We start from the raw sequence: 25,550 nt of genomic DNA, 5'->3' as shown, positions 1-25,550 counted from the left end.
CACTGCTCCCACCTTCGAGGACATTTCATGCAAGACGAGATCACCCCAGAGCGATTGCATCGCGGGTTGAAGAATCGCCATATCCAGTTGATCGCGCTGGGCGGTGCCATCGGTACCGGCCTGTTTCTCGGTATCGCCCAGACCATCCAGCTGGCGGGCCCTTCGGTGTTGCTGGGCTATGCGATTGCCGGCCTGATCGCCTTTTTCATCATGCGCCAGCTCGGCGAAATGGTGGTCGAAGAGCCGGTTTCCGGAACCTTCAGCCACTTTGCCCATCGCTACTGGAGCGAGTTCGCCGGGTTCATGTCCGGCTGGAACTACTGGGTGCTCTACGTGCTGGTGGGCATGGCCGAGCTGACCGCCGTGGGGATCTACATCCAGTACTGGTGGCCGGGCTTTCCGACCTGGGCCACGGCGGCGATCTTCTTTGCCGTGATCAACCTGATCAACCTGAGCCAGGTAAAAGTCTATGGCGAGATGGAGTTCTGGTTCGCGTTGATCAAGGTGGTGGCGATCGTCAGCATGATTGCCTTTGGTGGCTACCTGTTGATCAGCGGCAATGGCGGTCCCGATGCCAGCGTGGCGAACCTGTGGCAGTTCGGTGGCTTCTTCCCCAATGGCATCAGCGGCCTGATGATGGCCCTGGCCGTGATCATGTTTTCCTTCGGTGGCCTGGAGCTGGTGGGCATCACCGCAGCCGAGGCAGACAACCCCCGCCACAGCATTCCGCGAGCGACCAATCAGGTGATCTACCGCATCCTGATTTTCTACATCGGCGCTCTGGCCGTGCTGTTGTCGCTGTACCCCTGGCAGAAGGTAGTGCAGGGCGGTAGCCCCTTCGTGATGATCTTCCATGCGCTGGATAGCAACCTGGTCGCCACTCTTCTCAATCTGGTGGTACTGACGGCTGCCCTGTCGGTCTACAACAGCTGCGTGTACTGCAACAGCCGCATGCTCTTCGGCCTGGCGGTGCAGGGTGATGCGCCCAAGCGCCTGCTCAAGGTCAATGCCCGTGGCGTGCCTCTGGCGGCCCTGGGGATTTCGGCATTGGCTACGGGATTGTGCGTGGTGATCAACTACCTGATGCCGGCTGAGGCCTTCGGCTTGCTGATGGCGCTGGTGGTGTCGTCGCTGGTGATCAACTGGGGCATCATCAGCATCACTCACCTGAAGTTCCGGCGAGCCAAGCAGGCGGCTGGCGAAACGACGTTCTACAAGAGCTGGGGCTATCCGCTGACCAACTATGTCTGCCTGGCCTTCCTGGCCCTGATCCTGGTGATCATGTACCTGACTCCGGGCATCCGCATTTCGGTGCTGCTGATTCCGGTGTGGCTGGCGGTACTGGGCGTGGCGTTCTGGCTGAAGAAAAAGGGTCACAAGGCCGCCGTCGCTGCCGACTGACGGCCCTGGCCCGGGGTGGTCGATCAGCCTTGCTGGTAGCTGTCGATCACTTCCTGGGCGGCGCGAAAGGCATCGATGGCCGCCGGTACCCCGGCGTACACCGCGCAGTGCAGCAGCGCTTCACGAATCTCTTCGACGGTGCAGCCGTTGTTCAAGGCGCCGCGCACGTGGCCCTTGAGCTCCTGTGGGCATTTGAGCGCGGTCAATGCCGCCAGGGTGATCAGGCTGCGGGTTTTCAGCGGCAGGCCTTCACGGCTCCAGACGCTGCCCCAGGCATGTTCGTTGACGAAGTCCTGCAGTGGCTGGGTGAAGTCGGTGGCGTTGCCCAGCGCACGATCGACGAATGCATCGCCCATCACCTGACGGCGGACCTGTTCGCCGGTATTGTTGTTGTCGCCCATGTTGTTTTCCTTAGTGTTGGCGGCGCCAGGCGCGCAGGGTCGTGTACAGCAGGCACGCCCCGAGCGCTGGCAATGCATAGAACAGCATCAGTTTTTCCAGTCGGGTGGCCAGCGGCATGCCTGTGGTGAAGGCCACCACGTGCAGGCCATAGGCCAGGTACAAGCCGAGAAACACCAGGCCTTCGGCGCGGGTTACCCGGTAACCGGAGTAGAACACCGGCAGGCTCAAGGCGGCGACGCCGAGCATCACCGGCAGGTCGAAATCCAGGGCATTGGGCGAAATGGACAGCGGCTCTGGCGCTATCAGTGCGGTCAGGCCGAGCACGGCCAGCAAGTTGAACAGATTGCTGCCGATGACGTTGCCCACGGCGATCTCCCGTTCTCCCCGCAGTGCTGCGATCAGCGAGGTCGCCAGCTCCGGCAATGAGGTGCAGACCGCCACTACCGTCAGGCCGATCACCCGTTCCGATAACCCCAGGTCGACGGCCACCTCGACGGCGGCCTCCAGCAGCAGGTGCCCGGCAAGGCTCAGCAAGCCCAGCCCGGTCAGCATCATCAGCAGGCTGGCGATCCAGAAGCCGCCACCCTGTTGGGGGCGTGGGCCGGGGGCTGGGTAGGTGCGGGCATAGTGACGCGACTGGTGCCAGAGTATTGCCAGGTAGCCCACCAGGCCTGCCAGCAACAGCGCACCTTCCAAGCGTCCGAGCAGCTCGTTGAGGGCCAACAGATAGACCAGCACGCTGGCGCCGATCATCAGGGGGATATCCAGGCGCACCAATTGTCGCGAGACCCGCAGCGGAATGATCAGCGCGGCCAGGCCCAGGGTGACGAGGATGTTGAAGATGTTGCTGCCAACCACGCTGCCCACCGCCACATCCGGTGCGCCGGTATAGGCTGCCTGCAGGCTGACCGTCAATTGTGGTGCGCTGCTGCCGAAGGCCACCAGGCTCAAGCCGATGATCAGCGGACGCACCTGGAGGCTCGCGGCCAGGCGCAGGGCGGCGCGCACCAGCAGTTCGGCACCGGCGATCAACAGCAGCAGGCCAAAGCTCAGCTGCAGCAGGCTGAAGGTGGGTAAAGCGGCCAGGTCGAAAATGGTCGTACTCCGTTACAGGATCAGTCGCTGAGACTTTGTACCCGTACCCGCGCCGTTCCGCTACGGATCATGCCCAGTTTTTCTGCGGCGGCCTGAGACAGGTCGATCAAGCGGCCACGGGTGTGCGGGCCACGGTCGTTGATCCGTACCACGACGCTGCGATCGTTCTTGAGGTTGGTGACCTTGACCCGGGTGCCGAAAGGCAGGCTGCGGTGGGCAGCGGTCATGGCGTTTTTATTGAATGGCTCGCCACTGGCCGTACGTTTGCCATGGTGACGTGAGCCGTAATAGGAGGCGGTGCCGGTCTTGTCGTAACCGCGTGGATCGATATCGTGGCTGGCACAGCCGGCCAGCAGGGTGAAGAGCGCGAGTGCGCTGAGGGGACGCCACATGTATGCAAGTGCTCCGGGGGTGTGGCCATCGCGGTACACGCCTGCTCCCTACAGGGTAGGGGAGCGGGCTTGTACCGCGATCAGCAATTAACCTTCGAGCTTGCTCTTGAGCAATTGGTTCACTTGCTGCGGGTTGGCCTTGCCCTTGGAGGCCTTCATGGCCTGGCCGACGAAGAAGCCGAACATCTTGCCGCGCTTGGCCTCATCGGCGGCGCGGTACTGCTCGACCTGCTCGGCGTTGGCCGCCAGCACTTCGTCCAGGACCTTCTCGATCGCACCGCTGTCGGTGACCTGCTTGAGGCCCTCGGCTTCGATGATCTGGTCGGCATCGCCTTCACCGGCTGCCATCTTCTCGAATACCACCTTGGCAATCTTGCCGCTGATGGTGTTGTCGAGGATGCGCTTGAGCATGCCGCCCAGGTGGTCGGCGCTGACCGGTGCCTGGTCGATCTCCAGGCCCAGCTTGTTGAGCAGGCTGCCCAGCTCGACCATGACCCAGTTGGCGGCAAGCTTGGCATCGCCACACACGCCGACCACCTGTTCGAAGTAGTCGGCTTGCTCTCGGCTGGAAGCCAGCACGTTGGCGTCGTAGGCCGAGAGGCCGAACTGGCTCTGGAAGCGCTCGCGCTTTTGCGGTGGCAGTTCCGGCAGGGTGGCGCGGATGGTGTCGAGGTAGGCGCCCTCGATGACCACCGGCAGCAGGTCCGGGTCGGGGAAGTAACGGTAGTCGTTGGCTTCCTCCTTGCTGCGCATGGAGCGGGTCTCGTCCTTGTTAGGGTCGTACAGGCGGGTTTCCTGGATGACCTTGCCGCCGTCTTCGATCAGTTCGATCTGGCGCTGGATCTCGCTGTTGATCGCGCGCTCGATGAAGCGGAACGAGTTGACGTTCTTGATCTCGCAGCGAGTGCCGAACTCGACCTGGCCCTTGGGGCGGATCGATACGTTGCAGTCGCAGCGCAGCGAGCCTTCGGCCATGTTGCCGTCGCAGATGCCCAGATAGCGCACCAGGGCGTGGATGGCCTTGACGTAGGCCACGGCTTCCTTGGCGCTGCGCATCTCGGGCTCGGAGACGATTTCCAGCAGCGGGGTACCGGCACGGTTCAAGTCGATACCGGTCGAGCCGCTGAAGTCTTCGTGCAGGCTCTTGCCGGCGTCTTCTTCAAGGTGCGCACGGGTAATGCCGATGCGCTTGACGGTGCCGTCTTCCAGGGCGATGTCCAGGTGGCCCTTGCCGACGATCGGCAGCTCCATCTGGCTGATCTGGTAGCCCTTGGGCAGGTCGGGGTAGAAGTAGTTCTTGCGCGCGAACACGTTGTGATGGCCGATCTCGGCGTCAATCGCCAGACCGAACATGCAGGCCATGCGCACCGCTTCCTGGTTGAGCACCGGCAGTACGCCGGGCATGCCCAGGTCGATCAGGCTGGCCTGGGTGTTGGGCTCGGAGCCGAACGTGGTGGCGCTGCCGGAGAAAATCTTCGACTGGGTGGCGAGCTGGGTGTGAATCTCCAGCCCGATGACAACTTCCCATTGCATGTGGTGATCCCTCAGAAGCCGTTAGGTGCGCGAGTGTGCCAATCAGTGACTTGCTGATAGCGGTGCGCGACGTTGAGCAGGCGGCCTTCCTGGAAATACGGGGCCAGCAGTTGCACGCCAACCGGCAGGCCATCGACAAAACCGGCTGGCATCGACAGGCCTGGCAGGCCGGCGAGGTTGGCGGTGATGGTGTAGATGTCTTCCAGGTATTCGGCGACCGGATCGCTGTTCTTGGCGCCGATTTTCCAGGCCAGGTTCGGCGTGGTCGGGCCGAGGATCACGTCGACGCCTTCGAAGGCGGCCATGAAGTCGTTCTTGATCAGGCGACGGATCTTCTGCGCCTTCAGGTAGTAGGCGTCGTAGTAGCCGGCCGACAGGGCATAGGTGCCGACCATGATCCGGCGCTGTACTTCGCTGCCGAAACCTTCGCCACGGGAGCGTTTGTACAGGTCGGTCAGGTCTGCCGGGTTTTCACAGCGATAGCCGAAGCGCACGCCGTCGAATCGCGACAGGTTGGACGAGGCTTCGGCCGGGGCGATCACGTAGTACGCGGCAATGGCGTGCTGCATGTTCGGCAGGCTGATTTCCTTGACCACGGCACCGAGCTTTTCCAGTTCCTTGACGCTGGCCTGGACCAGTTCGGCGATGCGCGGGTCCAGGCCAGCGCCGAAGTATTCCTTCGGCAGGCCGATGCGCAGGCCCTGCAGCGAGCCGTTCAGGCTGGCGCTGTAGTCCGGGACCGGCTCATCGATGCTGGTGGAGTCCTTGGCGTCGAAACCGGCCATCGCTTGCAGCAATAGCGCGCAATCCTCGGCGGTGCGGGCCATCGGGCCACCCTGGTCGAGGCTGGAGGCGTAGGCGATCATGCCCCAGCGCGAAACACGACCGTAGGTCGGTTTCAGGCCGGTGAGGTTGGTCAGGGCGGCAGGCTGGCGGATCGAGCCGCCGGTGTCGGTGCCGGTGGCTGCCGGCAACAGGCGCGCGGCAACGGCCGCAGCCGAGCCGCCGGACGAACCGCCGGGAACGTGCTCGAGGCTCCACGGGTTCTTGACCGGCCCGTAGTAGCTCGACTCGTTGGCCGAGCCCATGGCGAACTCGTCCATGTTGGTCTTGCCCAGGGTCACGGCGCCGGCTTCGGCCAGTTTGGCAACCACGGTGGCGTTGTAGGGCGCCTTGAAGTTGTCGAGCATCTTCGAGCCGCAGCTGGTGCGCACGCCCTCGGTGCAGAACAGGTCCTTGTGCGCCAGCGGGGCGCCGAGCAGGGCACCGGTTTCACCGGCTGCGCGACGGGCGTCGGCGGCACGCGCCTGACTCAGAGCCAGGTCGTCGGTGACACTGATGAAGCTGTTCAATTGCGGGTCGAGCTGGTTGATCCGCGCCAGCAGGCTCTGGGTCAGCTCTTCGGAAGAGAATTTCTTGTCGGCGAGTCCGCGGGCGATCTCGGCCAGGGTCAGTTGATGCATGGCAGGCTCTATTCCCTTACTCGATGACTTTCGGAACCAGGTACAGGCCGTTTTCGGTCGCCGGGGCGATGGCCTGGTAGGAGTCGCGCTGGTTACTTTCTGTTACCACATCGGCGCGCAGGCGCTGACTGGCTTCAAGGGGGTGGGCCAGTGGCTCGATGCCAGTGGTGTCGACCGCTTGCATCTGGTCGACCAGTCCCAGAATACTGTTCAGGGCATCGGTAGTGCGTGGCAAATCGCCTTCATTGAGGCCCAATCGGGCCAGATGAGCGATCTTTTCCACGTCGCAGCGTTCAAGCGCCATGGGGATCTCCTGGGGAAACAAAAACGGAATTGGTCCGCGATGAGGAACATGCTGACAGATTTACGGTCATAAGGCCGCGATCGTGTGCTGGCTTGCTCGGAAAAACTGCCAATTTAACATATTGGCGCCTTGCCCAAAATCCCCGCCGTTGTTAGAGTTTGCCGCACTTTTTTACCCACGCGTTGCCTAGGGTCACTTTCCCATGTTCAAGAAACTGCGTGGCATGTTTTCCAGCGATCTTTCCATCGACCTGGGCACTGCCAACACCCTTATTTACGTGCGTGAGCGCGGTATCGTCCTGAATGAGCCATCGGTTGTGGCCATTCGTACTCACGGCAACCAGAAAAGTGTCGTCGCTGTCGGTACCGAAGCCAAGCGCATGTTGGGCCGTACACCCGGCAACATCGCTGCCATTCGTCCGATGAAGGACGGCGTGATCGCCGACTTCAGCGTCTGCGAAAAAATGCTGCAGTACTTCATCAACAAGGTTCACGAGAACAGCTTCCTGCAGCCAAGCCCTCGGGTGCTGATCTGCGTGCCGTGCAAATCGACCCAGGTCGAGCGTCGTGCCATTCGTGAGTCGGCGCTGGGCGCCGGTGCCCGCGAAGTGTTCCTCATCGAAGAGCCAATGGCGGCCGCCATCGGTGCCGGCCTGCCGGTCGAGGAAGCCCGTGGTTCGATGGTCGTCGATATCGGTGGTGGTACCACTGAAATTGCACTGATCTCCCTGAACGGTGTGGTCTACGCCGAATCCGTACGTGTGGGCGGCGACCGTTTCGACGAAGCGATCGTGACCTACGTGCGTCGCAACTACGGCAGCCTGATCGGCGAATCCACCGCCGAGCGCATCAAGCAGGAAATCGGTACCGCCTATCCAGGTGGCGAAGTACGTGAAGTCGATGTTCGCGGCCGTAACCTGGCCGAGGGTGTGCCACGTGCCTTCACCCTGAACTCCAACGAAGTGCTCGAAGCCCTGCAAGAGTCGCTGGCGACCATCGTCCAGGCGGTCAAGAGCGCCCTGGAGCAGTCGCCGCCGGAACTCGCCTCGGACATCGCCGAGCGCGGCCTGGTGCTGACCGGTGGTGGCGCCCTGCTGCGCGACCTGGACAAACTGCTGGCCCAGGAAACCGGCCTGCCGGTCATCGTTGCCGAAGACCCGCTGACCTGCGTCGCCCGTGGCGGCGGTCGCGCCCTGGAAATGATGGACAAACACACCATGGACCTGCTCTCCAGCGAATAAGCTGGCTGAAGCAAACATGCCGCCCGGTTTACAGGTAGTGCCCACAGTGCTACCTGTATGTGCTGGGCTGACGTCCGTGTGGGCGTCATTTTCCGTCAATCCACAAGCAGGCCGGTGCGTTGCCGTATGAATGACCTCTTGAATCGTCGTCCACGAGGAGCGGCCCATTAAACCGCTTTTCGCCAAGGGCCCTTCGCTGGGCGTACGCCTGCTGGTGCTGGTTGTGCTGTCGATCACCTTGATGGTGGTCGATGCGCGCTTCACCCTGCTCAAACCGGTGCGCAGCCAGATGGGGCTGGTGCTGATGGAGTCCTATCACATCACCGACTTGCCGCAGAGCTTGTGGCAGGGTGTCGCCAGCCAGTTCGGCAGCCGTACCGAACTGATCGCCGAGAACGAAAAACTCAAGACCGAAGCCTTGCTGATGCAGGGGCGCGTGCAGAAGCTCGCGGCCTTGACCGAGCAGAACGTGCGCCTGCGCGAGCTGCTCAATTCCTCGGCATTGGTCAATGAGAAGGTCGAGGTCGCCGAGCTGATCGGTGTCGACCCCAACCCGTTCACCCACCGTATCCTGATCAACAAGGGCGAGCGCGATGGCGTGGTCCTGGGCCAGCCGGTGCTCGACGCCCGTGGCTTGATGGGCCAGGTGGTGGAGCTGATGCCCTACACTGCACGCGTCCTGCTGCTGACCGACACCACCCACAGCATTCCAGTACAGGTCAATCGCAACGGTTTGCGCGCGATCGCCAGCGGAACCGGCAACCCTGAACGCCTGGAACTGCGTCATGTCGCCGATACCGCCGACATCAAGGAAGGTGACCTGCTAGTCAGCTCCGGCCTGGGGCAGCGTTTTCCGGCCGGTTATCCGGTGGCCACGGTCAAGGAAGTGATCCACGATTCCGGTCAGCCGTTTGCCATTGTCCGGGCCATCCCCACCGCCGCACTCAATCGCAGCCGCTACCTGTTGCTGGTATTCACCGACAGCCGCACCCCCGAGCAGCGCGCCAGCGATGCCGCGATGGCTCAGGAAGCCGCCGATCGGCAAGGCCTGACCGGGACTGCCGAGCCGGTTGCGCCCGGTGCGACACCGGCAGCACCTGCGCCAGCGGCCGCTAGCCCATCGCCAGCACCAGCCAACGCCGCACCTGCTCCAGTGCCTGCTGCCGCCGCGCCAGCGGCAACCCCGGCACCGGCCAGTGGCACCGCACCGTCCCCTTCCCGGGAGAGAAACTGATGGTAAGTACTCGCAGCCGAAACGGCTGGGTAGTCTGGCTGACCTTCGTCGTTGGACTGCTGCTCAGTGTTTCGCCGTTGCCGCAGTTCATGGAAGTCTTCCGGCCCATGTGGCTGGCATTGCTGCTGGCTTTCTGGACCCTGGCACTGCCCCATAAAGTGGGCATGACCACCGCATTTGTCCTTGGCCTTGCCGAAGACGTGCTGTACGGCACCTTGCTGGGGCAAAACGCCCTGGTCCTCACCCTGATCACATTCCTGGTGCTGTCGTTGCAGCAGCGCCTGCGGATGTTCCCGATGTGGCAACAAAGCCTGGTGATCCTGGTGATCTTCGGTCTGGCACAGCTGGTCCAGCTGTGGCTGAGCGCACTGACCGGCAATCGCTTGCCGACCCTGGCGCTGATCTGGTCGGCGGTCATCAGTGCATTGCTTTGGCCCTGGATCAGCTATGGCCTGCGCGGCCTGCGATTGCGCCTGAGCATCAACTGAGCCCGCTACCCGACGTTGACAGGGAGAAGTCACGATGACCCTGCTGTACCTGGCCTCTGGTTCGCCCCGCCGCCGAGAGCTGCTGACTCAGATCGGCATTCCTTTTACTTCATTGAGCGCGTCAATCGACGAAAGCCCTTTGCCAGGCGAAGCTGCGCACGTCTATGTGGAGCGCCTGGCGCGGGACAAGGCGGCCGCCGGTATCGCCACATTGACAGGCCCGGCGACGCAAGCGCCGTTCGCCGTCCTGGGTGCCGATACCGCAGTGGTACTGGAGGGCCGTATCCTGGGCAAACCCGTCGATCGAGAGGACGCCCTGGCCATGCTGGCAGCCTTGTCCGGTCGCGAGCATGAGGTACTGACAGCAGTGGCGGTCGCCGACAGCCAGCGTTGCCTGAGCGTCTGCGTTGCCAGTCAGGTCCGCTTTCGTCACATTACCCTACAAGAAGCACAAGCCTACTGGGACAGCGGCGAGCCGCTGGACAAGGCGGGCAGCTACGCGATTCAAGGTCTTGGCGCGGTGTTCGTGCAGCGCATTGAGGGCAGTTATTCGGCCGTGGTCGGTTTACCCTTGAGTGAAACCGCCGAGCTGCTCAGTCAATTCGCCATTCCTTGCTGGCAACCGATGTCGGCCTGTTGAGCGAGGACACACCGGACAGCTGCTAGCCAGTCGCCTGCGAGCGATCCATCATTATTGAAGTCCTTTGACGAGAGCCTGCCATGAGTGAAGAGATTCTGATCAATATCACACCGATGGAATCGCGCGTGGCGGTGGTGGAGAACGGTGTTCTTCAGGAAGTTCATGTAGAGCGCACCCAGCGGCGCGGCATTGTCGGCAACATCTACAAGGGCAAGGTGGTTCGCGTACTGCCCGGGATGCAAGCTGCGTTCGTCGACATCGGGCTGGACCGTGCCGCCTTCATTCATGCCTCGGAGATCTCCCTGCGCGAAGGCCCGGCGGTGGAAAGCATCAGCGCGCTGGTTCACGAAGGCCAGAGCCTGGTGGTGCAGGTCACCAAGGACCCGATTGGCTCCAAGGGCGCCCGGTTGACCACACAACTGTCGATACCGTCGCGCTACCTGGTGTACATGCCACGCACCAGCCACGTCGGTATTTCCCTCAAGATCGAAGACGAAGCCGAGCGTGAGCGCCTCAAGCAGGTGGTTACCGACTGTGTAGCCCAGGAAAACATCCAGGACGCCGGGGGCTTCATCCTGCGTACCGCCGCCGAAGGCGCCGGTGCCGATGAGATCCTGATGGATATCCGTTACCTGCGTAGGCTCTGGGACCAGATCGGTGCCCAGATCAAGACCGTCGGGGCGCCGACAGAAATCTACGAAGACCTCGGCCTGGCCCTGCGTACACTACGTGACCTGGTCAATCCGAAGATCGAAAAAATTCGTATCGACTCCCGGGAAACCTTCCAGAAGACCACGCAGTTCGTCGCCGAACTGATGCCGGAAATCGCCGATCGCCTGGAGCACTACCCAGGCGAGCGGCCGATCTTCGACCTCTATGGCGTGGAGGACGAGATCCAGCGTGCCCTGGAACGCAAGGTGCCGCTCAAGTCCGGTGGCTACCTGGTGGTCGACCCGGCCGAAGCCATGACCACCATCGACGTCAACACCGGCGCGTTCGTGGGGCACCGCAATCTCGAAGAGACCATCTTCAAGACCAACCTCGAGGCGGCCACCGCCATCGCCCGCCAGTTGCGCCTACGCAACATCGGCGGAATCATCATCATCGACTTCATCGACATGGAAGATGAGGAGCATCAGCGTCAGGTACTGCGCACCCTGGAAAAACAGCTGGAGCGCGATCACGCCAAGACCAACATCATCGGCATCACCGAGTTGGGCCTGGTGCAGATGACCCGCAAGCGCACCCGCGAAAGCCTTGAGCAGGTGTTGTGTGAGCCGTGCCTGTGCTGCCAGGGCCGGGGCAAGCTGAAAACCCCCGAGACAGTTTGTTACGAGATTTTCCGCGAAATCCTTCGCGAAGCCCGTGCCTACCAGGCCGAAGGCTATAGAGTGCTGGCCAATCAAAAGGTGGTGGATCGCCTGCTGGATGAAGAGTCGGGCAACGTCGCCGAGCTTGAAACCTTCATCGGACGAACCATTCGCTTTCAAGTCGAGTCCATGTATTCCCAGGAACAATACGATGTGGTGCTGCTCTGACGCAGTCTGATTGCACCTGGCCGCAAGGCCGGGTGGCAAAGCGCCCGGTTGCGGCCATAGTTAAGGCACGACTTGGAGGGCCATTGCCATGGAACGTCTGATGCGCGTTCTGGGCGCCATGACCCGCTGGGGCCTGGGGATCTGTGCCTTGCTGGCTGTGCTGGTGGCGCTGTATGTCAGCCTTGGCCGACAGCTGGTACCCCTGGTGGCCGAGTACCGCGCTGAAGTTGAAGACAAGGCCGAGCAGGCCTTGGGCCTGCCCGTGCACATCGGCAGCCTGGAAGGGCGCTGGAGTGGCCTGGCCCCCGTGCTGTTGGTCAATGATATTCAGGTCGGCGAGGGCGCCTCGGCATTGCGCCTGGACGGCGTCAAAGTGGTTCCGGATCTTTGGGCCAGCCTGATGGAGCGACAGCTGCGCCTGGCCAACCTGGAAGTGGGTGGCTTGCACTTGAGCCTGCATGAGGACCAGGACGGTGCCTGGGCACTCGACGGCTTACCCAGGACCGATGATCAACCGCTGGACCCCGAGCAACTGCTTCAGCGCATGCAGGTAGTCTCCAGGGTGACGGTCGTCGACAGCCAGGTCACCCTCGAGCCTTTCGAACGCGAGCCCATGACCCTCACCTACGTCAGCCTCGGACTGCAGACCGGCAGTGCGCGTCAGCGCCTGGATGCTCGCCTGACCCTGCCTGACGGCCAGCCCGTGGCGATGAGCCTGCGCAGCCGCATACGTGCGGCACACTGGCGAGATGGCGCAGTCGAGGCCTATCTCAGCCTGCCCCAGAGCGATTGGGCGCGCTGGTTGCCGCCTCGCCTGTTGGGGCAGTGGCAGGCCAAGGAGCTCAAGGCCGGCGGCGAGTTCTGGCTGAACTGGGGCAAGGGTCAGTTGCAAAGCGCCACGGTGCGGCTGAATGCACCGCAGCTTCAGGGCGCCTACGCGGGCCGGAAAGTGAGCAAAGTGGAGAACCTGGCCCTTAACGGCTGGTTCCAGCGCCAGGCACGCGGTTTTGATGTGAAGCTCGACTCCCTGGCAATGAGCCTTGGCAAGACGCGCTGGGAGTCGCACCTGCAACTGAATCAGGTCGCCGCCAGCGAGGCCGGCGAAGAAACCTGGAAGATCCAGGCCGATCGCTTGAACCTGACCCCGCTTACGCCGTTGATCGAGTCGCTGGCCCCACTGCCGGAACAGGCCATGGCCGTGGTCCAGGGGCTGAAAGTCACCGGGAGTCTGCGCAATGTGCTGGTGGATGTGCGTCCCAAGGGAGTCGGTGACCAGCGCTTGAGCTTTGCCGCCAACCTGGAACGGGTTGGGTTCAGCGCCTACCATGGCGCTCCCGCTGCGGGGAATGTCAGTGGCAGCATCAGCGGTGACCTGGGGCATGGCGAGCTGCGCCTGGATACCGACGCCTTCATGCTGCATCTGTACCCGATCTTCGCCAAACCCTGGCAGTATCAGAAAGCCAATGCGCGCCTCACCTGGCGCCTGGACCAGGAAGGCTTCACCTTGATCGCGCCCTACCTGAAGGTGCTGGGTGAAGAAGGCAAGATTGCCGGCGACTTCCTCATCCGCCTGCTGTTCGAAGAAGGCCGGGAAGACTACATGGACCTGCGCGTCGGCCTGATCGAGGGCGATGGGCGGTACACCGCCAAGTACCTGCCGGAAGTGTTGAGCCCGGCGCTGGATGAATGGCTGCGCACCGCCATTCTCAAGGGCGCGGTCGATGAAGGCTATTTCCAGTATCAAGGCTCGCTCAACCATGGCGCTGCGGAGCAGGCGCGCAGTATCAGCCTGTTCTTCAAGGTGCATGATGCCGCCCTGGACTTCCAGCCAGGTTGGCCGCAGGTCCAGAAAGTCGACGGTGACGTATTTATCGACGACGATGGCGTGAGGATCAGCGCGCAACGCGGTCAATTGCTCGATACCCAGGTTAGTGACGTACAGGTCAATATTCCCCATGTTGCCAGCGGCCAGAACAGCCACATGTACCTGGACGGAGCGTTCGACGGCGGGCTGGGGGACGGCCTCAAAATCCTCCAGGAGGCGCCGATAGGCACCGCGGCCATGTTTGCCGGCTGGGAGGGGCAGGGAGGTCTGAAGGGCAAGCTCAAGCTCGACGTGCCCTTGGCCAAGGGCGAGCACCCCAAGGTGGTCGTGGATTTCAATACCACTGATGCCCGCCTGAAAATTGCTGCCCCGGTGCTTGAGTTGAACCAGCTCAAGGTGGCCTTCCGTTTCGATTACGACAAGGGGCTCAGCGGTCAGAACATCAGTGCCCGCGTGTTCGACAAACCCATGACTGCGCAGATTTTCGCCGAAGGTAAGCCCGGCGAGATACAGAGCCGTATCGAGGCCAAGGGTCAGGTCGCACTCAAGACGTTGACCGATTGGCTGAAGGTCACGCAGACCTTGCCGTTGTCCGGTGACTTGCCCTACCAACTGCAGTTGAAGCTCGGTAGCCGCGACAACGAGCTCAAGGTTGACTCCAATCTCAAGGGCCTGGCAATCAATCTCCCTGCGCCAATCGGCAAGACAGCGGATGTAACCCGTGACAGCCAGTTCACCATGACCTTGCAAGGGGCCGAACGGCGTTTTGGCGTCAGCTATGGCAATGTGGCCAGCCTGATTTACGCCGCACCCATGGACAAACTCGACCAGGGGCGCGGCGAATTGCTGTTCGGTGGCGGCAATCCGCAACTGCCGTCCAGCCAGGGGGTGAATGTGCGCGGGCGTCTGGCCGAGCTCGACCTCAAACCCTGGCAACAACAGATGGACGGCCTGGCCGGCAATGATCCGAGCGGCAATGCTCGCCAGTTGTTGCGTGGTGCAGACCTGAGCATCGGTAAGCTGCAAGGTGGTGGCCTGACCCTGAACCAGGCCGTGGTGCGCCTGGATCGCAACAATAACAACTGGGCGCTTCGCCTGGACAGCAAGGAAGTCATCGGCAATGCGAGAGTTCCCGATGCCAAGGGCGCTCCGATGGTGGTCAATCTGCAGACCATCCACCTGCCTGCCGCGGACCCTGCCGAGGTCACTTCGCCCAACGCCCCCGACCCGATGGCCGATATCGACCCCCGCAAGATTCCCTCCGTCGACCTGACCATCGATAAACTGTTTCGCGGTGATGACCTGCTGGGCAGTGTCGCGCTCAAGGTGCGTTCCACGGCCAAGGGCATTGCCCTGAACGATCTTGACCTGAATCTCAAGGGTCTGATGATCGACGGCAATGGGGGCTGGGAAGGCGCTCCAGGGGCGAGCAGCAGCTGGTACAAAGGCCGGCTGGAAGGTAAGAACCTGGCCGACGTGCTCAAGGCCTGGAACTTCGCCCCAACCGTTACCAGTCGCGATTTTCGCCTGGACGTCGACGGCCGTTGGCCGGGGTCACCGGCCTGGGTGGGGCTGGGTCGGTTCTCTGGCAGCCTCGATGCCGCCTTGCGCAAAGGTCAGTTCGTCGAGGTCGAGGGCGGTGCCCAGGCGCTGCGGGTGTTCGGCCTGCTCAACTTCAACTCCATCGGCCGGCGCTTGCGCCTGGACTTCTCCGACCTGCTCGACAAAGGCTTGAGCTACGACCGGGTCAAAGGGCTGCTGGTAGCCAGCGAAGGGGTTTATGTAACCCGCGAGCCGATCACCCTCACAGGCCCGTCGAGCAATCTTGAGCTCGATGGCACGCTCGATATGGTCCGCGACCGGGTCGATGCCAACCTGCAGGTCACCCTGCCGGTCACCAACAACTTGCCCTTGGCAGCCCTGATTGTCGGCGCGCCGGCAGTCGGTGGCGCCCTGTTTCTCGTTGACCGCCTGCTTGGCGACCGAGTGGCGCGCTACGCCAGCGTGCACTATCGCGTCGAAGGTCCGTGGAAAGAGCCTAAAATCAGCTTTGTAAAACCATTCGAAAAGTGATGCCAGGAGCGCGCATGAAGTCAGCGGTGATCCAGATGGTCAGCCAGAGCGATATTCAGGCCAACCTGGTACAGGCCAGGCGATTGCTTGAGCAGGCCGCCGAAGGCGGTGCGCGGCTGGCGGTATTGCCGGAGAACTTTGCCGCCATGGGGCGTCGCGACAGCGCCGCCATCGGGCGCGCCGAAGCGTTAGGGGAGGGGCCGATCCTGCCCTGGTTGAAACAGGCCGCGCTCGACCTCAAGTTATGGGTGGTGGCCGGCACTGTTCCGTTGCCGCCTGTCGGTCAGCCAGACGCCAAGTCCCATGCGTGTTCGCTGTTGATCGACGAACATGGCGACACTGTGGCCCGCTACGACAAGCTGCACTTGTTCGATGTGGATGTGGCCGACAACCGCGGTCGCTATCGGGAGTCTGATGACTATGCCCATGGTGGTCAGGTGGTGGTGGCCGACACACCCGTGGGGCGCCTGGGGCTGAGCGTGTGCTATGACCTGCGCTTTCCGGAGCTGTACAGCGCCTTGCGCCTGGCAGGTGCCGAGCTGATCAGCGCACCTGCGGCATTTACGGCCGTGACCGGGGCGGCGCACTGGGAAGTGTTGATACGCGCCCGGGCGATCGAAACCCAATGCTATGTCCTGGCTGCCGCCCAGGGCGGTACACACCCGGGACCACGGGAAACCTATGGTCATGCTGCGATCGTCGATCCCTGGGGGCGCATCGTCGCCGAACAGGTTAGCGGCGAAGCAGTGCTGCTGGGCGAGCGCGACAGCAGCGAACAGGCGTCCATTCGGGCGCGGATGCCGGTGGCCTTGCACCGGCGCTTTTTCTCGCAGGACGCATTGCGGCCTGCGCACACCTCGGAGTGACTATGAGCGAGATGTTATCCACTGTCAGCGAGCACCTGCTGGCGCCGGGGGGCTTGACCCTCGACAGCCTGCAGTCGGTACTGGGCGAGTTGGCCGGGCCGGGCATCGATGCCGCCGACCTGTATTTCCAGGGGCAGATTTCCGAGTCCTGGGCCCTTGAAGACGGGATCGTCAAGGAAGGCAGTTTCAACCTCGATCAGGGCGTGGGCGTTCGGGCCCAGTCGGGCGAGAAAACCGGTTTTGCCTACAGCAACGCCATCAACCTCGAGGCCCTGACCTCGGCAGCCCGTGCGGCGCGTTCGATCTCCCGCGCCGGCCAGAATGGCAGTGTCCAGGCATTCAAGAGCCAGGACGTCGCGCAGCTGTATGGCGCCGACAACCCGCTCGAGGTGATCAGCCGTGCCGAAAAGGTCGAGCTGCTCAAACGTGTCGACGCTGCCACTCGCGCGCTGGATCCGCGTATCCAGCAGGTCACGGTGAGCATGGCCGGGGTGTGGGAGCGCATTCTGATTGCTGCCGCCGATGGCAGTCTGGCTGCCGATGTGCGTCCCCTGGTGCGTTTCAACGTCAGCGTGATCGTCGAGCAGAATGGGCGTCGTGAGCGTGGCGGCCACGGGGGTGGGGGACGTACCGACTACCGCTATTTCACCGATGAGCGGGTCATGGGCTTTGCCCGTGAAGCGTTGCGCCAGGCGCTGGTCAACCTCGAAGCGATCCCGGCGCCGGCGGGAACCCTGCCCGTGGTCCTGGGCTCCGGCTGGTCAGGAGTACTCCTTCACGAGGCGGTCGGCCATGGTCTTGAAGGCGACTTCAACCGCAAGGGCAGCTCGGCCTATAGCGGACACATGGGCGAGAAGGTGGCTTCCAGCCTGTGCACCATCGTCGATGACGGCACCCTCGAAGGTCGCCGCGGCTCGCTGAGCGTGGACGACGAGGGTACCCCTACGGAGTGCACGACCTTGATCGAGAACGGCATTCTCAAGGGCTACATGCAAGACAAGCTCAATGCCCGTTTGATGGGCATGGCCGTCACCGGCAACGGCCGCCGCGAGTCTTACGCGCACCTGCCGATGCCACGCATGACCAACACCTACATGCGGGCGGGCGAAAGCGACCCGGCGGAAATCATCGCATCGGTGAAAAAGGGCATTTACTGCGCAAACCTCGGTGGTGGCCAGGTGGATATCACCAGCGGCAAGTTCGTGTTTTCCACCAGCGAGGCCTACTTGATCGAAGACGGCAAGATCACCGCACCCGTCAAGGGCGCAACCCTGATCGGTAACGGGCCGGAGGCCATGAGCCGGGTGTCGATGGTCGGTAACGACCTGTCCCTGGACAGCGGTGTGGGTACGTGCGGCAAGGACGGTCAATCGGTACCGGTTGGCGTGGGTCAGCCGACGCTGAAGATCGATGCGATCACCGTGGGTGGCACGGGCGCATGAAAATGACACCGGGCGGGCAGGGCGCCTGCCCGGTCGCGAAGATCAACGCAGGCCGCGCTGGGTTTCGTCGAGTTCGCGGATGTACTTGAAGATCTTGCGGCTGGCGGTAGGCGTCTTGTTGGTCTTGAGCTCGTGCTGGGCCTGCCGGATCAGCGAGCGCAGCTGCTGGCGATCAGCCTCGGCGTATTCCTGGACAAATTTCTCCAGGACTTCGTCGGTACCGTCGATCAGCCGGTCGCGCCAGCGTTCGAGATTGTGGAAACGCTCGTTGTACTGGCGAGAGGATGCATCGAGTTGGTCAAGAAGCGCCGTGATGGCGTCGATGTCCTGGTCACGCATCAGCTTGCCGATGAACGACCGATGACGACGCTTGGCCTCGTTTGCCGTGTGCTTCTTGTGCTCTTCCAGAGCCATGCGAAGTTCGTCGGTCAAAGGCAGTTTGGCCAGGGTATCGGGCTTGAGCGTAGTGAGGCGCTCGCCCATATCGACCAACGCCTGCATCTCGCGCTTGATCTGAGTTTTGCTTTTTTCGCCATCAAAGGCGTTGTCGTAAGAATCAACCATGGGGGCAGTCCGCTGAGAATCGCCGCCATGATAACCAGTCGGGGGCCGCTTGTCCGGCCCGGTCGTGCAAGACCTTCGCCGAACGCAGAATTTGAGTGGAGAAAACCATGAGTGCAGACCAGAGCGTAGGTCCACAGGCCCTGCCGGCATTGCAGGAACAGGTCGAACAGATCATTGCCGAAGCCAGGCGCCAGGGCGCCAGCGCCTGTGAAGTGGCCGTATCGCTGGAGCAGGGGCTGTCGACCTCGGTTCGCCAGCGCGAAGTGGAAACCGTGGAGTTCAACCGCGACCAGGGATTTGGAATTACCTTGTATGTTGGCCAGCGCAAGGGCTCGGCCAGTACCTCGGCCAGCGGTGCCGACGCTATTCGCGAAACGGTCGCCGCGGCGCTGGCGATCGCCAAGCATACTTCTGAGGACGAATGCGCAGGGCTTGCCGATCCGGCGCTGATGGCGCGGGACCTGCCGGACTTCGACCTGTATCACGCCTGGGAGATCACTCCCGAGCAAGCGATCGAAAAGGCCCTGGCCTGTGAGGCAGCAGCTTTTGACGCCGATGCCCGGATCAAGAACGCCGATGGCACTACGCTCAATACCCACCAGGGTTGCCGTGTGTACGGCAACAGCCACGGTTTCATCGGTGGCTATGCTTCGACTCGCCACAGCCTGAGCTGCGTGATGATTGCCGAGGCAGATGGCCAGATGCAGCGCGACTACTGGTACGACGTAAATCGCCAGGGTGAATTGCTGGCCGATCCACGGAGCATCGGCCAGCGCGCCGCACAACGGGCAGCCAGTCGCCTGGGCGCGCGTCCGGTCCCTACCTGCGAGGTACCCGTGCTGTTTTCGGCCGAACTTGCCGGTGGCCTGTTCGGCAGCTTCCTGTCGGCAATCTCGGGTGGCAACTTGTATCGCAAGTCCTCGTTCCTCGATGGGGCGATGGGGCAGCGCCTGTTCCCCAGCTGGTTGACCCTGGATGAGCGCCCGCACCTGCAGCGTGCGCTGGGTAGTGCAGCGTTCGATGGCGACGGTCTGGCGACCTACGCCAAGCCGTTCGTCGAAAAAGGCGAGCTGGTGTCCTACGTGCTGGGTACCTATTCAGGCCGCAAATTGGGCTTGCCCAGTACCGCCAACGCCGGTGGCGTACACAACCTGTACGTGACCCACGGGGTGGAGGATCAGGCCGCACTGATTCGTCGCATGGGCCGTGGCCTGCTGGTGACCGAATTGATGGGGCATGGCTTGAACATGGTGACCGGCGATTATTCGCGCGGCGCGGCGGGGTTCTGGGTAGAGAATGGCGAGATCCAGTTCGCTGTCCAGGAAGTGACGATTGCCGGCAATATGAAGGATATGTTCCAGCAAATTGTCGCGATCGGTAATGATCTTGAAACCCGTAGCAATATTCACACGGGATCTGTCCTGATCGAGCGCATGACCGTAGCCGGTAGCTGATCGAAGGTAGGAGCGGGCTTGTCCCGCGATCGAATCTTGTCAGCTACATCGTATCGCGGGGCAAGCCCGCTCCTACAAGAAAGCAATCAAGTTGAAGCCCGGCCAAGTGTCGGGCTTTTTGTTTTTCTGTTATTTATCCTTGAACTGATTATGATTATCACTTAATAATGAATATCATTATCTAGGCGATGATGTTCATGAAACCTGTCCTTCACGAATTGCCCTACCTCGAAAACTGGCGCTGGCTCAGCCGCCGCATCCGGTGCGCGATGGAGCCGGACGAGCCGCGCTTGATCGAACATTACCTGGCTGAAGGTCGCTACCTGGTGTGTTGCACCGACACCTCCGCCTGGACCGTCGCCTTGACCACTTTCCGCCTGCTCCTGGATACCGCCTGCGATCGCATGTTGCCTTGGCATTGGCGCTGCCTGTGCCTGGACCAGGCCTGGAAGCCGCTGTTGCAGCTGCGCAAGCTCGACGGTGGCGAGCATGGCCAGCGCTGGCAGCCTTACGCCCTGCAATTGGCGAACTGCACGCTGCTGCCTTCTGTTTCTTTCGCTGAACTGATGCAAGGACTTGATGATGAGTAATACCCGTATCGAGCGTGACAGCATGGGTGAACTGCAGGTGCCGACCGAGGCCCTGTACGGTGCCCAGACCCAGCGCGCGGTGAACAACTTCCCGATCAGCCAGCAGCGCATGCCGACTCAGTTCATCCGCGCCCTGCTACTGGCCAAGGCCGCCGCGGCCAAGGCCAACATCGAGCTCAAGCAACTGGACGAAGGGCAGGGCACGGCCATCGTCAAGGCAGTGGAGCAACTGCTGGCTGGCGATTTCATCCAGCACTTCCCGGTGGATATCTACCAGACCGGGTCAGGCACCAGTTCGAACATGAACGCCAACGAGGTGATCGCCACGCTGGCCAGCCGAATCCTGGGCGACAAGGTCAATCCGAACGACCACGTCAATTGCGGCCAGAGCAGCAACGACATCATCCCCACGACCATTCATGTCAGCGCCGCGCTGGCCCTGCATGAACAATTGCTGCCGGCGCTCAAGCACCTGGTCCAGGTGATCGAACATAAAGCCGAGGCCGTGCACCCGTTCATCAAGACCGGTCGTACCCACCTGATGGACGCCATGCCGGTGCGCATGAGTCAGGTACTGGGCGGCTGGGCTGCTCAAATCAAAGGCGCCATCGCCCACATCGAGGCTACCTTGCCGGCGCTGCAGTCGCTGGCCCAGGGCGGCACGGCGGTGGGCACCGGTATCAACGCACATCCAGAATTCGCGGCGCGATTCAGCCAGCAGCTCAGCGGCCTGACCAAGGTTCCGTTCACTCCCGGTCAGAACCTGTTTGCCCTGATTGGCTCCCAGGACACCGCGGTGGCCCTGTCGGGCCAGCTCAAGACCACCGCGGTGGCATTGATGAAAATCGCCAACGACCTGCGCTGGATGAACTCGGGCCCCTTGGCAGGCCTGGGCGAGATCGAACTGGAAGGCCTGCAGCCTGGTTCCTCGATCATGCCGGGCAAGGTCAACCCGGTGATCCCGGAGGCTACCGCCATGGTTGCTGCCCAGGTCATCGGCAACGACGCGACCATCGCCGTGGCCGGCCAGTCGGGCAACTTCGAACTCAACGTGATGTTGCCGATCATTGCCCAGAATCTGCTCAGCAGCATCGAACTGATGGCCAATGTCAGCCGACTGCTGGCAGACAAGGCGATCGCCAGCTTCAAGGTCAACGAGCCCAAGCTCAAGGAAGCCCTGGCGCGTAACCCGATCCTGGTCACTGCCTTGAACCCGATCATCGGCTACCAAAAAGCTGCAGAGATCGCCAAGACCGCCTACAAGCAGGGTCGGCCGATCATCGAGGTGGCCCTGGAGCACACCGATCTGCCGCGCAGCCAGCTGGAAGTGCTGCTCGACCCGGAAAAACTCACTGCTGGCGGTATCTGATACCGCGCTGGAGGTTTGTCATGCAGCACTGGAAACGCACCACCGAGATCGCCAATCGCCTGTTTGACCAGGGGGATCTGGTCGATGCCCGCGAGTTGTATTTGCAGGCCCTGGCCCTGGCCCAGGTGTTGTTCGAGCGCTGGCATGACGCCGATGAAGCGGTGGCCGTGTGCGTCATCGCGCATCACAACCTGGCGGATCTGCACTTGCGTCTGAACCAGCCGCAGGAAAGCGCGGAGTACCTCTGCGCGATCCATCAACGGTTGTTGCAGGCCATGCAGGATCAGCGCCTGGCGCCGGCGCTGCGTGAAGCGGCGCTGCGCCACAGCAGCAAGACCTACACCGAGTTGTTGAATTTCATCAGCGAGTACGGCCAGTACCCGCGTACCGAGCGCCTGCTCCATAGCCACGGCCCGCAGCCGGTGGTTATTGCCGGTCAGGAAAATGCCGGGTCGTCGGCACATCATTACGGAATCCATTGAACATGCCTCATACCTTGCCTGCCTTGCCTTACGCCTACGATGCGCTGGAACCGCACATCGACACCCAGACCATGCAGATCCACCACAGCAAGCACCACCAGACCTACATCAACAACCTAAATACCGCGCTCGAAGGCAGCGAATGGGCCGAGTGGCCAGTGGAGCAACTGGTGGCTGCGGTCAAGCAACTACCGCCCCAATTGCAAGCTGCGGTGATCAACCAAGGGGGCGGTCACGCCAACCATTCCCTGTTCTGGACGGTCATGTCGCCCCAGGGCGGTGGACTGCCCCAGGGCGCGGTTGCCACGGCCATCGATGAGCAACTGGGAGGCTTCGAGGCCTTCAAGGAAGCGTTTACCAAGGCTGCGCTGTCGCGTTTTGGCAGCGGCTGGGCCTGGCTGAGCGTAACGCCTGAGAAAGCACTGGTGGTGGAGAGCAGCGGCAACCAGGACAGCCCGCTGATGAACGGGAACACGCCGATCCTGGGGTTGGACGTCTGGGAGCATGCCTACTACCTGCTCTATCAGAATCGTCGCCCTGAATACATCAACGCCTTCTACAACGTGATCGACTGGTCCGAGGTAGACCGTCGCTATGTAGCTGCCCTGGTGTGAGTCCTACCGGTATGCCTACGGATGTGATGTCCATCAGTGGCGTGCGGCTGTTTCGCCTGGCCCTGGGTACACTGCTGTTGCTGGTCGGCTGTGCCTTGCTGGTGGCCCAGGGCTTCGCCTGGCTGGACCTTGAACCACGCATGATGCGCGCGCTCGAGGGCGGAGCCCTGTGTGCGCTGGGGACAGCGCTGGGGGCGGTGCCGGTGCTGGTGATCCGCAGCATGCCGGTTGCGTTGGCCGATACCTTGTTGGGTTTCGGTGCTGGCGTGATGCTGGCGGCCACGGCGTTTTCCCTGGTCATCCCCGGCCTGGATGCGGCTCAGGCAATCGGCCTGGACAAGTGGGGGGCGGGTGGGTTGATCAGTTTCGGCCTGCTGTTCGGGGCCTTCTGCCTGTACCTGGTCGATCTCAAGGTGTCTGGCGGTTCGCCCGAAGCCTTGGTCGGCAGCCCGCAGCAACCGGTGATCGCTGCGCGGATCTGGGTATTCGTGATTGCCATCATTGCCCACAACATTCCCGAAGGCATGGCTATCGGCGTGTCGGCGGGGGGAGGTATGCCGGATGCCGACAGCCTGGCCATGGGCATTGCATTACAGGATGTGCCGGAAGGCCTGGTCATTGCATTGGTGCTCGCCGGAGCGGGGATGGGGCGTTTCAAGGCCTTTCTGATCGGTGCTGCGTCGGGGTTGGTCGAGCCGGTGGCGGCGTTGCTGTGCGCCTGGCTGGTGACGGTCGCCGAGCTCTTGCTGCCGTTAGGACTGGCGTGTGCGGCGGGGGCGATGTTGCTGGTGGTCACTCAGGAAATCATTCCTGAATCACGCAGCAATGGCCATCATCGCCTCGCAAGCCTGGGGCTATGCATTGGCTTCTGCCTGATGATGGTGATGGATACCGTGTTGTCCTGAACGAAAACGAGGGCGATCACTCGCCCTCGTCAAAATAGTTGTTGATCAGCTCGACCAGTGCATTGAGCGCTGCGTCTTCGTCCTCGCCTTCGGTGTGCAAGTGCACCTGGGTGCCTTTGCCTGCCGCCAACATCATAACCGCCATGATGCTTTTGCCGTCGATCAGTTTATCAGGCGCGCGACCTACACGTACCGTGCAGGGAAAGCGTCCAGCCACGCCAACGAATTTTGCAGCAGCCCGGGCATGCAGCCCCAGCTTGTTGATGATGGTGATCTCACGAGCAGGCATCGCGGCGGTGGTCCTGTGGGCTAGAGGTCGCGGTGGCGAACCTGGACGTTCTTCAAGGATTGTTGCAACAACTGGCCCAGGCGCTCGGTCAAGTAGACGGAGCGGTGGTGTCCACCGGTGCAGCCAATGGCGATGGTGACATAGGCGCGGTTGCTGGCAGCAAAGCGCGGTAGCCACTTGAGCAGGTAGCTGGAGATGTCCTGGAACATTTCCTCGACATCGGGCTGGGCTGCGAGGTAGTCGATGACCGGTTGTTCAAGACCCGAGTGCTCGCGCAGCTCCGGCTTCCAGTAGGGGTTGGGCAGGCAGCGCACATCGAACACCAGGTCGGCGTCAATCGGCATGCCGCGCTTGAAACCGAAGGATTCGACGAGGAATGCGGTGCCGGGTTCCGGCTGATTGAGCAGGCGCAGCTTGATCGAATCACGCAGCTGATACAGGTTCAGGTTGGTGGTATCGATTTTAAGATCGGCGAGGTCGGCGATCGGCCCCAGCAGCTCGGTCTCGTCCTTGATGGCCTCGGCCAGCGAACGATTGGCGTTCGTCAGCGGGTGACGGCGACGGGTTTCCGAGAAGCGCTTGAGCAGCGTGTCTTCGTCGGCATCCAGGTACAGCACATCGCACTGGATGTGACGACTGCGCGCATCTTCAAGCAGTTCGGGGAAGCGCGTCAGGTGGCTGGGCAGGTTGCGGGCATCGATCGATACGGCCACTTTGGGCTGCATCAGCTCGGTGTTGATCAGGGCGTTCTCGGCCAGTTGCGGCAACAACCCGGCGGGCAGGTTGTCGATGCAGTAGTAGCCGTTGTCCTCAAGGACAGCGAGGGCAGTACTCTTGCCGGAGCCAGACCGGCCGCTGACGATGATCAAGCGCATATATCAATGCTCGTTCTGTGCGTCCAGTACGACCTGGTACAGGGCTTCGCTGCTGTTGGCAGCGCGCAGCCGGTCGCGTACGTCCTTGCGGTCGAGCATGCTTGCGATCTGGCGCAGTAGTTCTAGGTGCGCATCGGTAGCCGCCTCAGGAACCAGCAGGACAAACAGCAGATCGACGGGGGCGCCATCGATGGCGTCGTAGTCGATGGGTGCTTCCAGGTGTATCAGGGCGCTGATAGGCGATGAGCAGCCTTTTAGGCGGCAGTGTGGAATGGCAATACCATTGCCGAATCCGGTCGACCCGAGCTTTTCCCGGGCAAACAGGCTTTCGAAAACGTCCTGCATCTCCAGGTCGGCAACTTCCCGGTCGATCAGGGTGGCGATTTCCTGGAGTACGCGCTTTTTACTGCCGCCCGGCACGTTCACGAGGGAACGGCCGGGGGTCAGGATGGTTTCAAGTCGGATCATGGAT

General features: G+C 62.2%; 25 protein-coding genes. 15 read left to right on the top strand and 10 right to left on the bottom strand.

The window, feature by feature from the left end; translation table 11 throughout:
* Nucleotides 1-27 precede the first annotated feature (27 nt).
* Nucleotides 28-1,401 carry an amino acid permease gene (locus NPS58_RS24185; protein ID WP_274117784.1) on the top strand — a complete coding sequence of 458 codons (1,374 nt, stop codon included), beginning with the start codon at nt 28-30 and terminating at the stop codon, nt 1,399-1,401.
* A gap of 23 nt (nt 1,402-1,424) precedes the next feature.
* On the opposite strand, the gene NPS58_RS24180 is transcribed toward NPS58_RS24185, so the two are convergent.
* The 6 genes from NPS58_RS24180 to gatC form a co-directional block, all read right to left on the bottom strand.
* Entirely contained in the window at nt 1,425-1,802 is a 378-nt protein-coding gene (locus NPS58_RS24180) for a carboxymuconolactone decarboxylase family protein (RefSeq protein WP_274117783.1), read from the bottom strand.
* 10 nt (nt 1,803-1,812) lie between these two features.
* Entirely contained in the window at nt 1,813-2,856 is a 1,044-nt protein-coding gene (locus NPS58_RS24175) for a calcium/sodium antiporter (protein WP_274118252.1), read from the bottom strand.
* 62 nt (nt 2,857-2,918) lie between these two features.
* A complete protein-coding gene (locus tag NPS58_RS24170; RefSeq protein ID WP_274117782.1) occupies nt 2,919-3,290 on the bottom strand; it encodes a septal ring lytic transglycosylase RlpA family protein in 372 nt (123 codons plus the stop codon).
* Nucleotides 3,291-3,377: 87 nt separating this feature from the next.
* The gene (gene gatB / locus NPS58_RS24165; RefSeq protein ID WP_274117781.1) at nt 3,378-4,823 is read right to left on the bottom strand and encodes an Asp-tRNA(Asn)/Glu-tRNA(Gln) amidotransferase subunit GatB; all 1,446 of its coding nucleotides are present in this window, start codon (nt 4,821-4,823) and stop codon (nt 3,378-3,380) included.
* Between the two features lie 11 nt (nt 4,824-4,834).
* A complete protein-coding gene (gene gatA, locus NPS58_RS24160) occupies nt 4,835-6,286 on the bottom strand; it encodes an Asp-tRNA(Asn)/Glu-tRNA(Gln) amidotransferase subunit GatA (protein WP_274117780.1) in 1,452 nt (483 codons plus the stop codon).
* A gap of 16 nt (nt 6,287-6,302) precedes the next feature.
* Nucleotides 6,303-6,590 (bottom strand): Asp-tRNA(Asn)/Glu-tRNA(Gln) amidotransferase subunit GatC, encoded by a 288-nt coding sequence (gene gatC / locus NPS58_RS24155; RefSeq protein ID WP_274117779.1) that lies wholly within the window; start codon nt 6,588-6,590, stop codon nt 6,303-6,305.
* Nucleotides 6,591-6,792: 202 nt separating this feature from the next.
* Here gatC and mreB point away from each other — a divergent pair, with 202 nt between their 5' ends.
* The 8 genes from mreB to tldD all read left to right on the top strand — a co-directional run bounded on the left by mreB (nt 6,793) and on the right by tldD (nt 17,936).
* Nucleotides 6,793-7,830: a rod shape-determining protein MreB gene (gene mreB, locus NPS58_RS24150; RefSeq protein ID WP_008371426.1), complete on the top strand. Its 1,038-nt coding sequence runs from the start codon at nt 6,793-6,795 to the stop codon at nt 7,828-7,830.
* Between the two features lie 166 nt (nt 7,831-7,996).
* Nucleotides 7,997-9,064 (top strand): rod shape-determining protein MreC, encoded by a 1,068-nt coding sequence (gene mreC / locus NPS58_RS24145; protein ID WP_425313142.1) that lies wholly within the window; start codon nt 7,997-7,999, stop codon nt 9,062-9,064.
* Nucleotides 9,064-9,552, top strand: coding sequence for a rod shape-determining protein MreD (gene mreD, locus NPS58_RS24140; RefSeq protein ID WP_274117778.1), 489 nt, complete (start codon nt 9,064-9,066; stop codon nt 9,550-9,552). The genes mreC and mreD overlap by 1 nt, the downstream gene beginning before the upstream one ends.
* A 34-nt stretch (nt 9,553-9,586) precedes the next feature.
* A complete protein-coding gene (locus tag NPS58_RS24135) occupies nt 9,587-10,192 on the top strand; it encodes a Maf family protein (RefSeq protein WP_274117777.1) in 606 nt (201 codons plus the stop codon).
* Nucleotides 10,193-10,272: 80 nt separating this feature from the next.
* Complete coding sequence (gene rng / locus NPS58_RS24130) at nt 10,273-11,730, top strand: ribonuclease G (RefSeq protein ID WP_274117776.1); 1,458 nt, start codon at nt 10,273-10,275, stop codon at nt 11,728-11,730.
* Nucleotides 11,731-11,818: 88 nt separating this feature from the next.
* Complete coding sequence (locus NPS58_RS24125) at nt 11,819-15,628, top strand: YhdP family protein (RefSeq protein WP_274117775.1); 3,810 nt, start codon at nt 11,819-11,821, stop codon at nt 15,626-15,628.
* Between the two features lie 14 nt (nt 15,629-15,642).
* Nucleotides 15,643-16,494 carry a carbon-nitrogen hydrolase family protein gene (locus NPS58_RS24120; RefSeq protein WP_274117774.1) on the top strand — a complete coding sequence of 284 codons (852 nt, stop codon included), beginning with the start codon at nt 15,643-15,645 and terminating at the stop codon, nt 16,492-16,494.
* A gap of 2 nt (nt 16,495-16,496) precedes the next feature.
* On the top strand, nt 16,497-17,936 hold the full coding sequence (gene tldD, locus NPS58_RS24115; protein WP_274117773.1) for a metalloprotease TldD: 1,440 nt from the start codon (nt 16,497-16,499) through the stop codon (nt 17,934-17,936).
* Between the two features lie 42 nt (nt 17,937-17,978).
* Here the strand turns inward: tldD and yjgA are convergent, their stop codons facing one another.
* Nucleotides 17,979-18,500: a ribosome biogenesis factor YjgA gene (gene yjgA, locus NPS58_RS24110; protein ID WP_274117772.1), complete on the bottom strand. Its 522-nt coding sequence runs from the start codon at nt 18,498-18,500 to the stop codon at nt 17,979-17,981.
* A gap of 107 nt (nt 18,501-18,607) precedes the next feature.
* On the opposite strand from yjgA, the gene pmbA reads away from it, so the two are divergent.
* From pmbA to NPS58_RS24080, 6 genes are all read left to right on the top strand, one after another.
* Nucleotides 18,608-19,954: a metalloprotease PmbA gene (gene pmbA, locus NPS58_RS24105; RefSeq protein WP_274117771.1), complete on the top strand. Its 1,347-nt coding sequence runs from the start codon at nt 18,608-18,610 to the stop codon at nt 19,952-19,954.
* A gap of 188 nt (nt 19,955-20,142) precedes the next feature.
* Nucleotides 20,143-20,544: a FagA protein gene (locus NPS58_RS24100; protein ID WP_274117770.1), complete on the top strand. Its 402-nt coding sequence runs from the start codon at nt 20,143-20,145 to the stop codon at nt 20,542-20,544.
* The gene (locus NPS58_RS24095; protein ID WP_274117769.1) at nt 20,537-21,913 is read left to right on the top strand and encodes a class II fumarate hydratase; all 1,377 of its coding nucleotides are present in this window, start codon (nt 20,537-20,539) and stop codon (nt 21,911-21,913) included. Before NPS58_RS24100 ends, NPS58_RS24095 begins: the two co-directional genes overlap by 8 nt.
* 20 nt (nt 21,914-21,933) lie before the next feature.
* The gene (locus tag NPS58_RS24090) at nt 21,934-22,395 is read left to right on the top strand and encodes a hypothetical protein (protein ID WP_274117768.1); all 462 of its coding nucleotides are present in this window, start codon (nt 21,934-21,936) and stop codon (nt 22,393-22,395) included.
* 2 nt (nt 22,396-22,397) lie between these two features.
* Nucleotides 22,398-23,009, top strand: coding sequence for a superoxide dismutase (locus tag NPS58_RS24085; protein ID WP_274117767.1), 612 nt, complete (start codon nt 22,398-22,400; stop codon nt 23,007-23,009).
* 11 nt (nt 23,010-23,020) lie between these two features.
* The gene (locus NPS58_RS24080) at nt 23,021-23,914 is read left to right on the top strand and encodes a ZIP family metal transporter (RefSeq protein ID WP_274117766.1); all 894 of its coding nucleotides are present in this window, start codon (nt 23,021-23,023) and stop codon (nt 23,912-23,914) included.
* A gap of 16 nt (nt 23,915-23,930) precedes the next feature.
* Here the strand turns inward: NPS58_RS24080 and NPS58_RS24075 are convergent, their stop codons facing one another.
* Genes NPS58_RS24075 through ptsN form a run of 3 tightly spaced genes read right to left on the bottom strand, consistent with a single transcriptional unit; the run spans nt 23,931 to nt 25,546 of the window.
* The gene (locus NPS58_RS24075; protein ID WP_274117765.1) at nt 23,931-24,203 is read right to left on the bottom strand and encodes an HPr family phosphocarrier protein; all 273 of its coding nucleotides are present in this window, start codon (nt 24,201-24,203) and stop codon (nt 23,931-23,933) included.
* Nucleotides 24,204-24,223: 20 nt separating this feature from the next.
* Complete coding sequence (gene rapZ, locus NPS58_RS24070; protein WP_274117763.1) at nt 24,224-25,078, bottom strand: RNase adapter RapZ; 855 nt, start codon at nt 25,076-25,078, stop codon at nt 24,224-24,226.
* A 3-nt stretch (nt 25,079-25,081) separates the two neighbouring features.
* Entirely contained in the window at nt 25,082-25,546 is a 465-nt protein-coding gene (ptsN, locus tag NPS58_RS24065) for a PTS IIA-like nitrogen regulatory protein PtsN (RefSeq protein WP_105641221.1), read from the bottom strand.
* Nucleotides 25,547-25,550: the final 4 nt, after the last annotated feature.

Origin of the sequence: Pseudomonas putida (assembly GCF_028682455.1) — a bacterium.
In the GTDB taxonomy this organism is placed as follows: domain Bacteria; phylum Pseudomonadota; class Gammaproteobacteria; order Pseudomonadales; family Pseudomonadaceae; genus Aquipseudomonas; species Aquipseudomonas putida_AA.
This window is presented reverse-complemented; position numbering and strand designations above follow the sequence as displayed.

Bases quoted from the DNA above. Each gene is read 5' to 3' on its own strand.
- NPS58_RS24075 (WP_274117765.1), bottom strand. From the start codon at position 24,203: ATGCCTGCTCGTGAGATCACCATCATCAACAAGCTGGGGCTGCATGCC.
- ptsN (WP_105641221.1), bottom strand. From the start codon at position 25,546: ATGATCCGACTTGAAACCATCCTGACCCCCGGCCGTTCCCTCGTGAAC.
- NPS58_RS24120 (WP_274117774.1), top strand. From the start codon at position 15,643: ATGAAGTCAGCGGTGATCCAGATGGTCAGCCAGAGCGATATTCAGGCC.
- mreB (WP_008371426.1), top strand. From the start codon at position 6,793: ATGTTCAAGAAACTGCGTGGCATGTTTTCCAGCGATCTTTCCATCGAC.
- gatB (WP_274117781.1), bottom strand. From the start codon at position 4,823: ATGCAATGGGAAGTTGTCATCGGGCTGGAGATTCACACCCAGCTCGCC.
- NPS58_RS24095 (WP_274117769.1), top strand. From the start codon at position 20,537: ATGAGTAATACCCGTATCGAGCGTGACAGCATGGGTGAACTGCAGGTG.
- tldD (WP_274117773.1), top strand. From the start codon at position 16,497: ATGAGCGAGATGTTATCCACTGTCAGCGAGCACCTGCTGGCGCCGGGG.
- NPS58_RS24100 (WP_274117770.1), top strand. From the start codon at position 20,143: ATGATGTTCATGAAACCTGTCCTTCACGAATTGCCCTACCTCGAAAAC.
- NPS58_RS24135 (WP_274117777.1), top strand. From the start codon at position 9,587: ATGACCCTGCTGTACCTGGCCTCTGGTTCGCCCCGCCGCCGAGAGCTG.
- NPS58_RS24185 (WP_274117784.1), top strand. From the start codon at position 28: ATGCAAGACGAGATCACCCCAGAGCGATTGCATCGCGGGTTGAAGAAT.
- NPS58_RS24125 (WP_274117775.1), top strand. From the start codon at position 11,819: ATGGAACGTCTGATGCGCGTTCTGGGCGCCATGACCCGCTGGGGCCTG.
- yjgA (WP_274117772.1), bottom strand. From the start codon at position 18,500: ATGGTTGATTCTTACGACAACGCCTTTGATGGCGAAAAAAGCAAAACT.
- rng (WP_274117776.1), top strand. From the start codon at position 10,273: ATGAGTGAAGAGATTCTGATCAATATCACACCGATGGAATCGCGCGTG.
- pmbA (WP_274117771.1), top strand. From the start codon at position 18,608: ATGAGTGCAGACCAGAGCGTAGGTCCACAGGCCCTGCCGGCATTGCAG.
- NPS58_RS24180 (WP_274117783.1), bottom strand. From the start codon at position 1,802: ATGGGCGACAACAACAATACCGGCGAACAGGTCCGCCGTCAGGTGATG.
- NPS58_RS24170 (WP_274117782.1), bottom strand. From the start codon at position 3,290: ATGTGGCGTCCCCTCAGCGCACTCGCGCTCTTCACCCTGCTGGCCGGC.
- NPS58_RS24085 (WP_274117767.1), top strand. From the start codon at position 22,398: ATGCCTCATACCTTGCCTGCCTTGCCTTACGCCTACGATGCGCTGGAA.
- rapZ (WP_274117763.1), bottom strand. From the start codon at position 25,078: ATGCGCTTGATCATCGTCAGCGGCCGGTCTGGCTCCGGCAAGAGTACT.
- NPS58_RS24080 (WP_274117766.1), top strand. From the start codon at position 23,021: ATGCCTACGGATGTGATGTCCATCAGTGGCGTGCGGCTGTTTCGCCTG.
- gatC (WP_274117779.1), bottom strand. From the start codon at position 6,590: ATGGCGCTTGAACGCTGCGACGTGGAAAAGATCGCTCATCTGGCCCGA.
- mreD (WP_274117778.1), top strand. From the start codon at position 9,064: ATGGTAAGTACTCGCAGCCGAAACGGCTGGGTAGTCTGGCTGACCTTC.
- gatA (WP_274117780.1), bottom strand. From the start codon at position 6,286: ATGCATCAACTGACCCTGGCCGAGATCGCCCGCGGACTCGCCGACAAG.
- NPS58_RS24090 (WP_274117768.1), top strand. From the start codon at position 21,934: ATGCAGCACTGGAAACGCACCACCGAGATCGCCAATCGCCTGTTTGAC.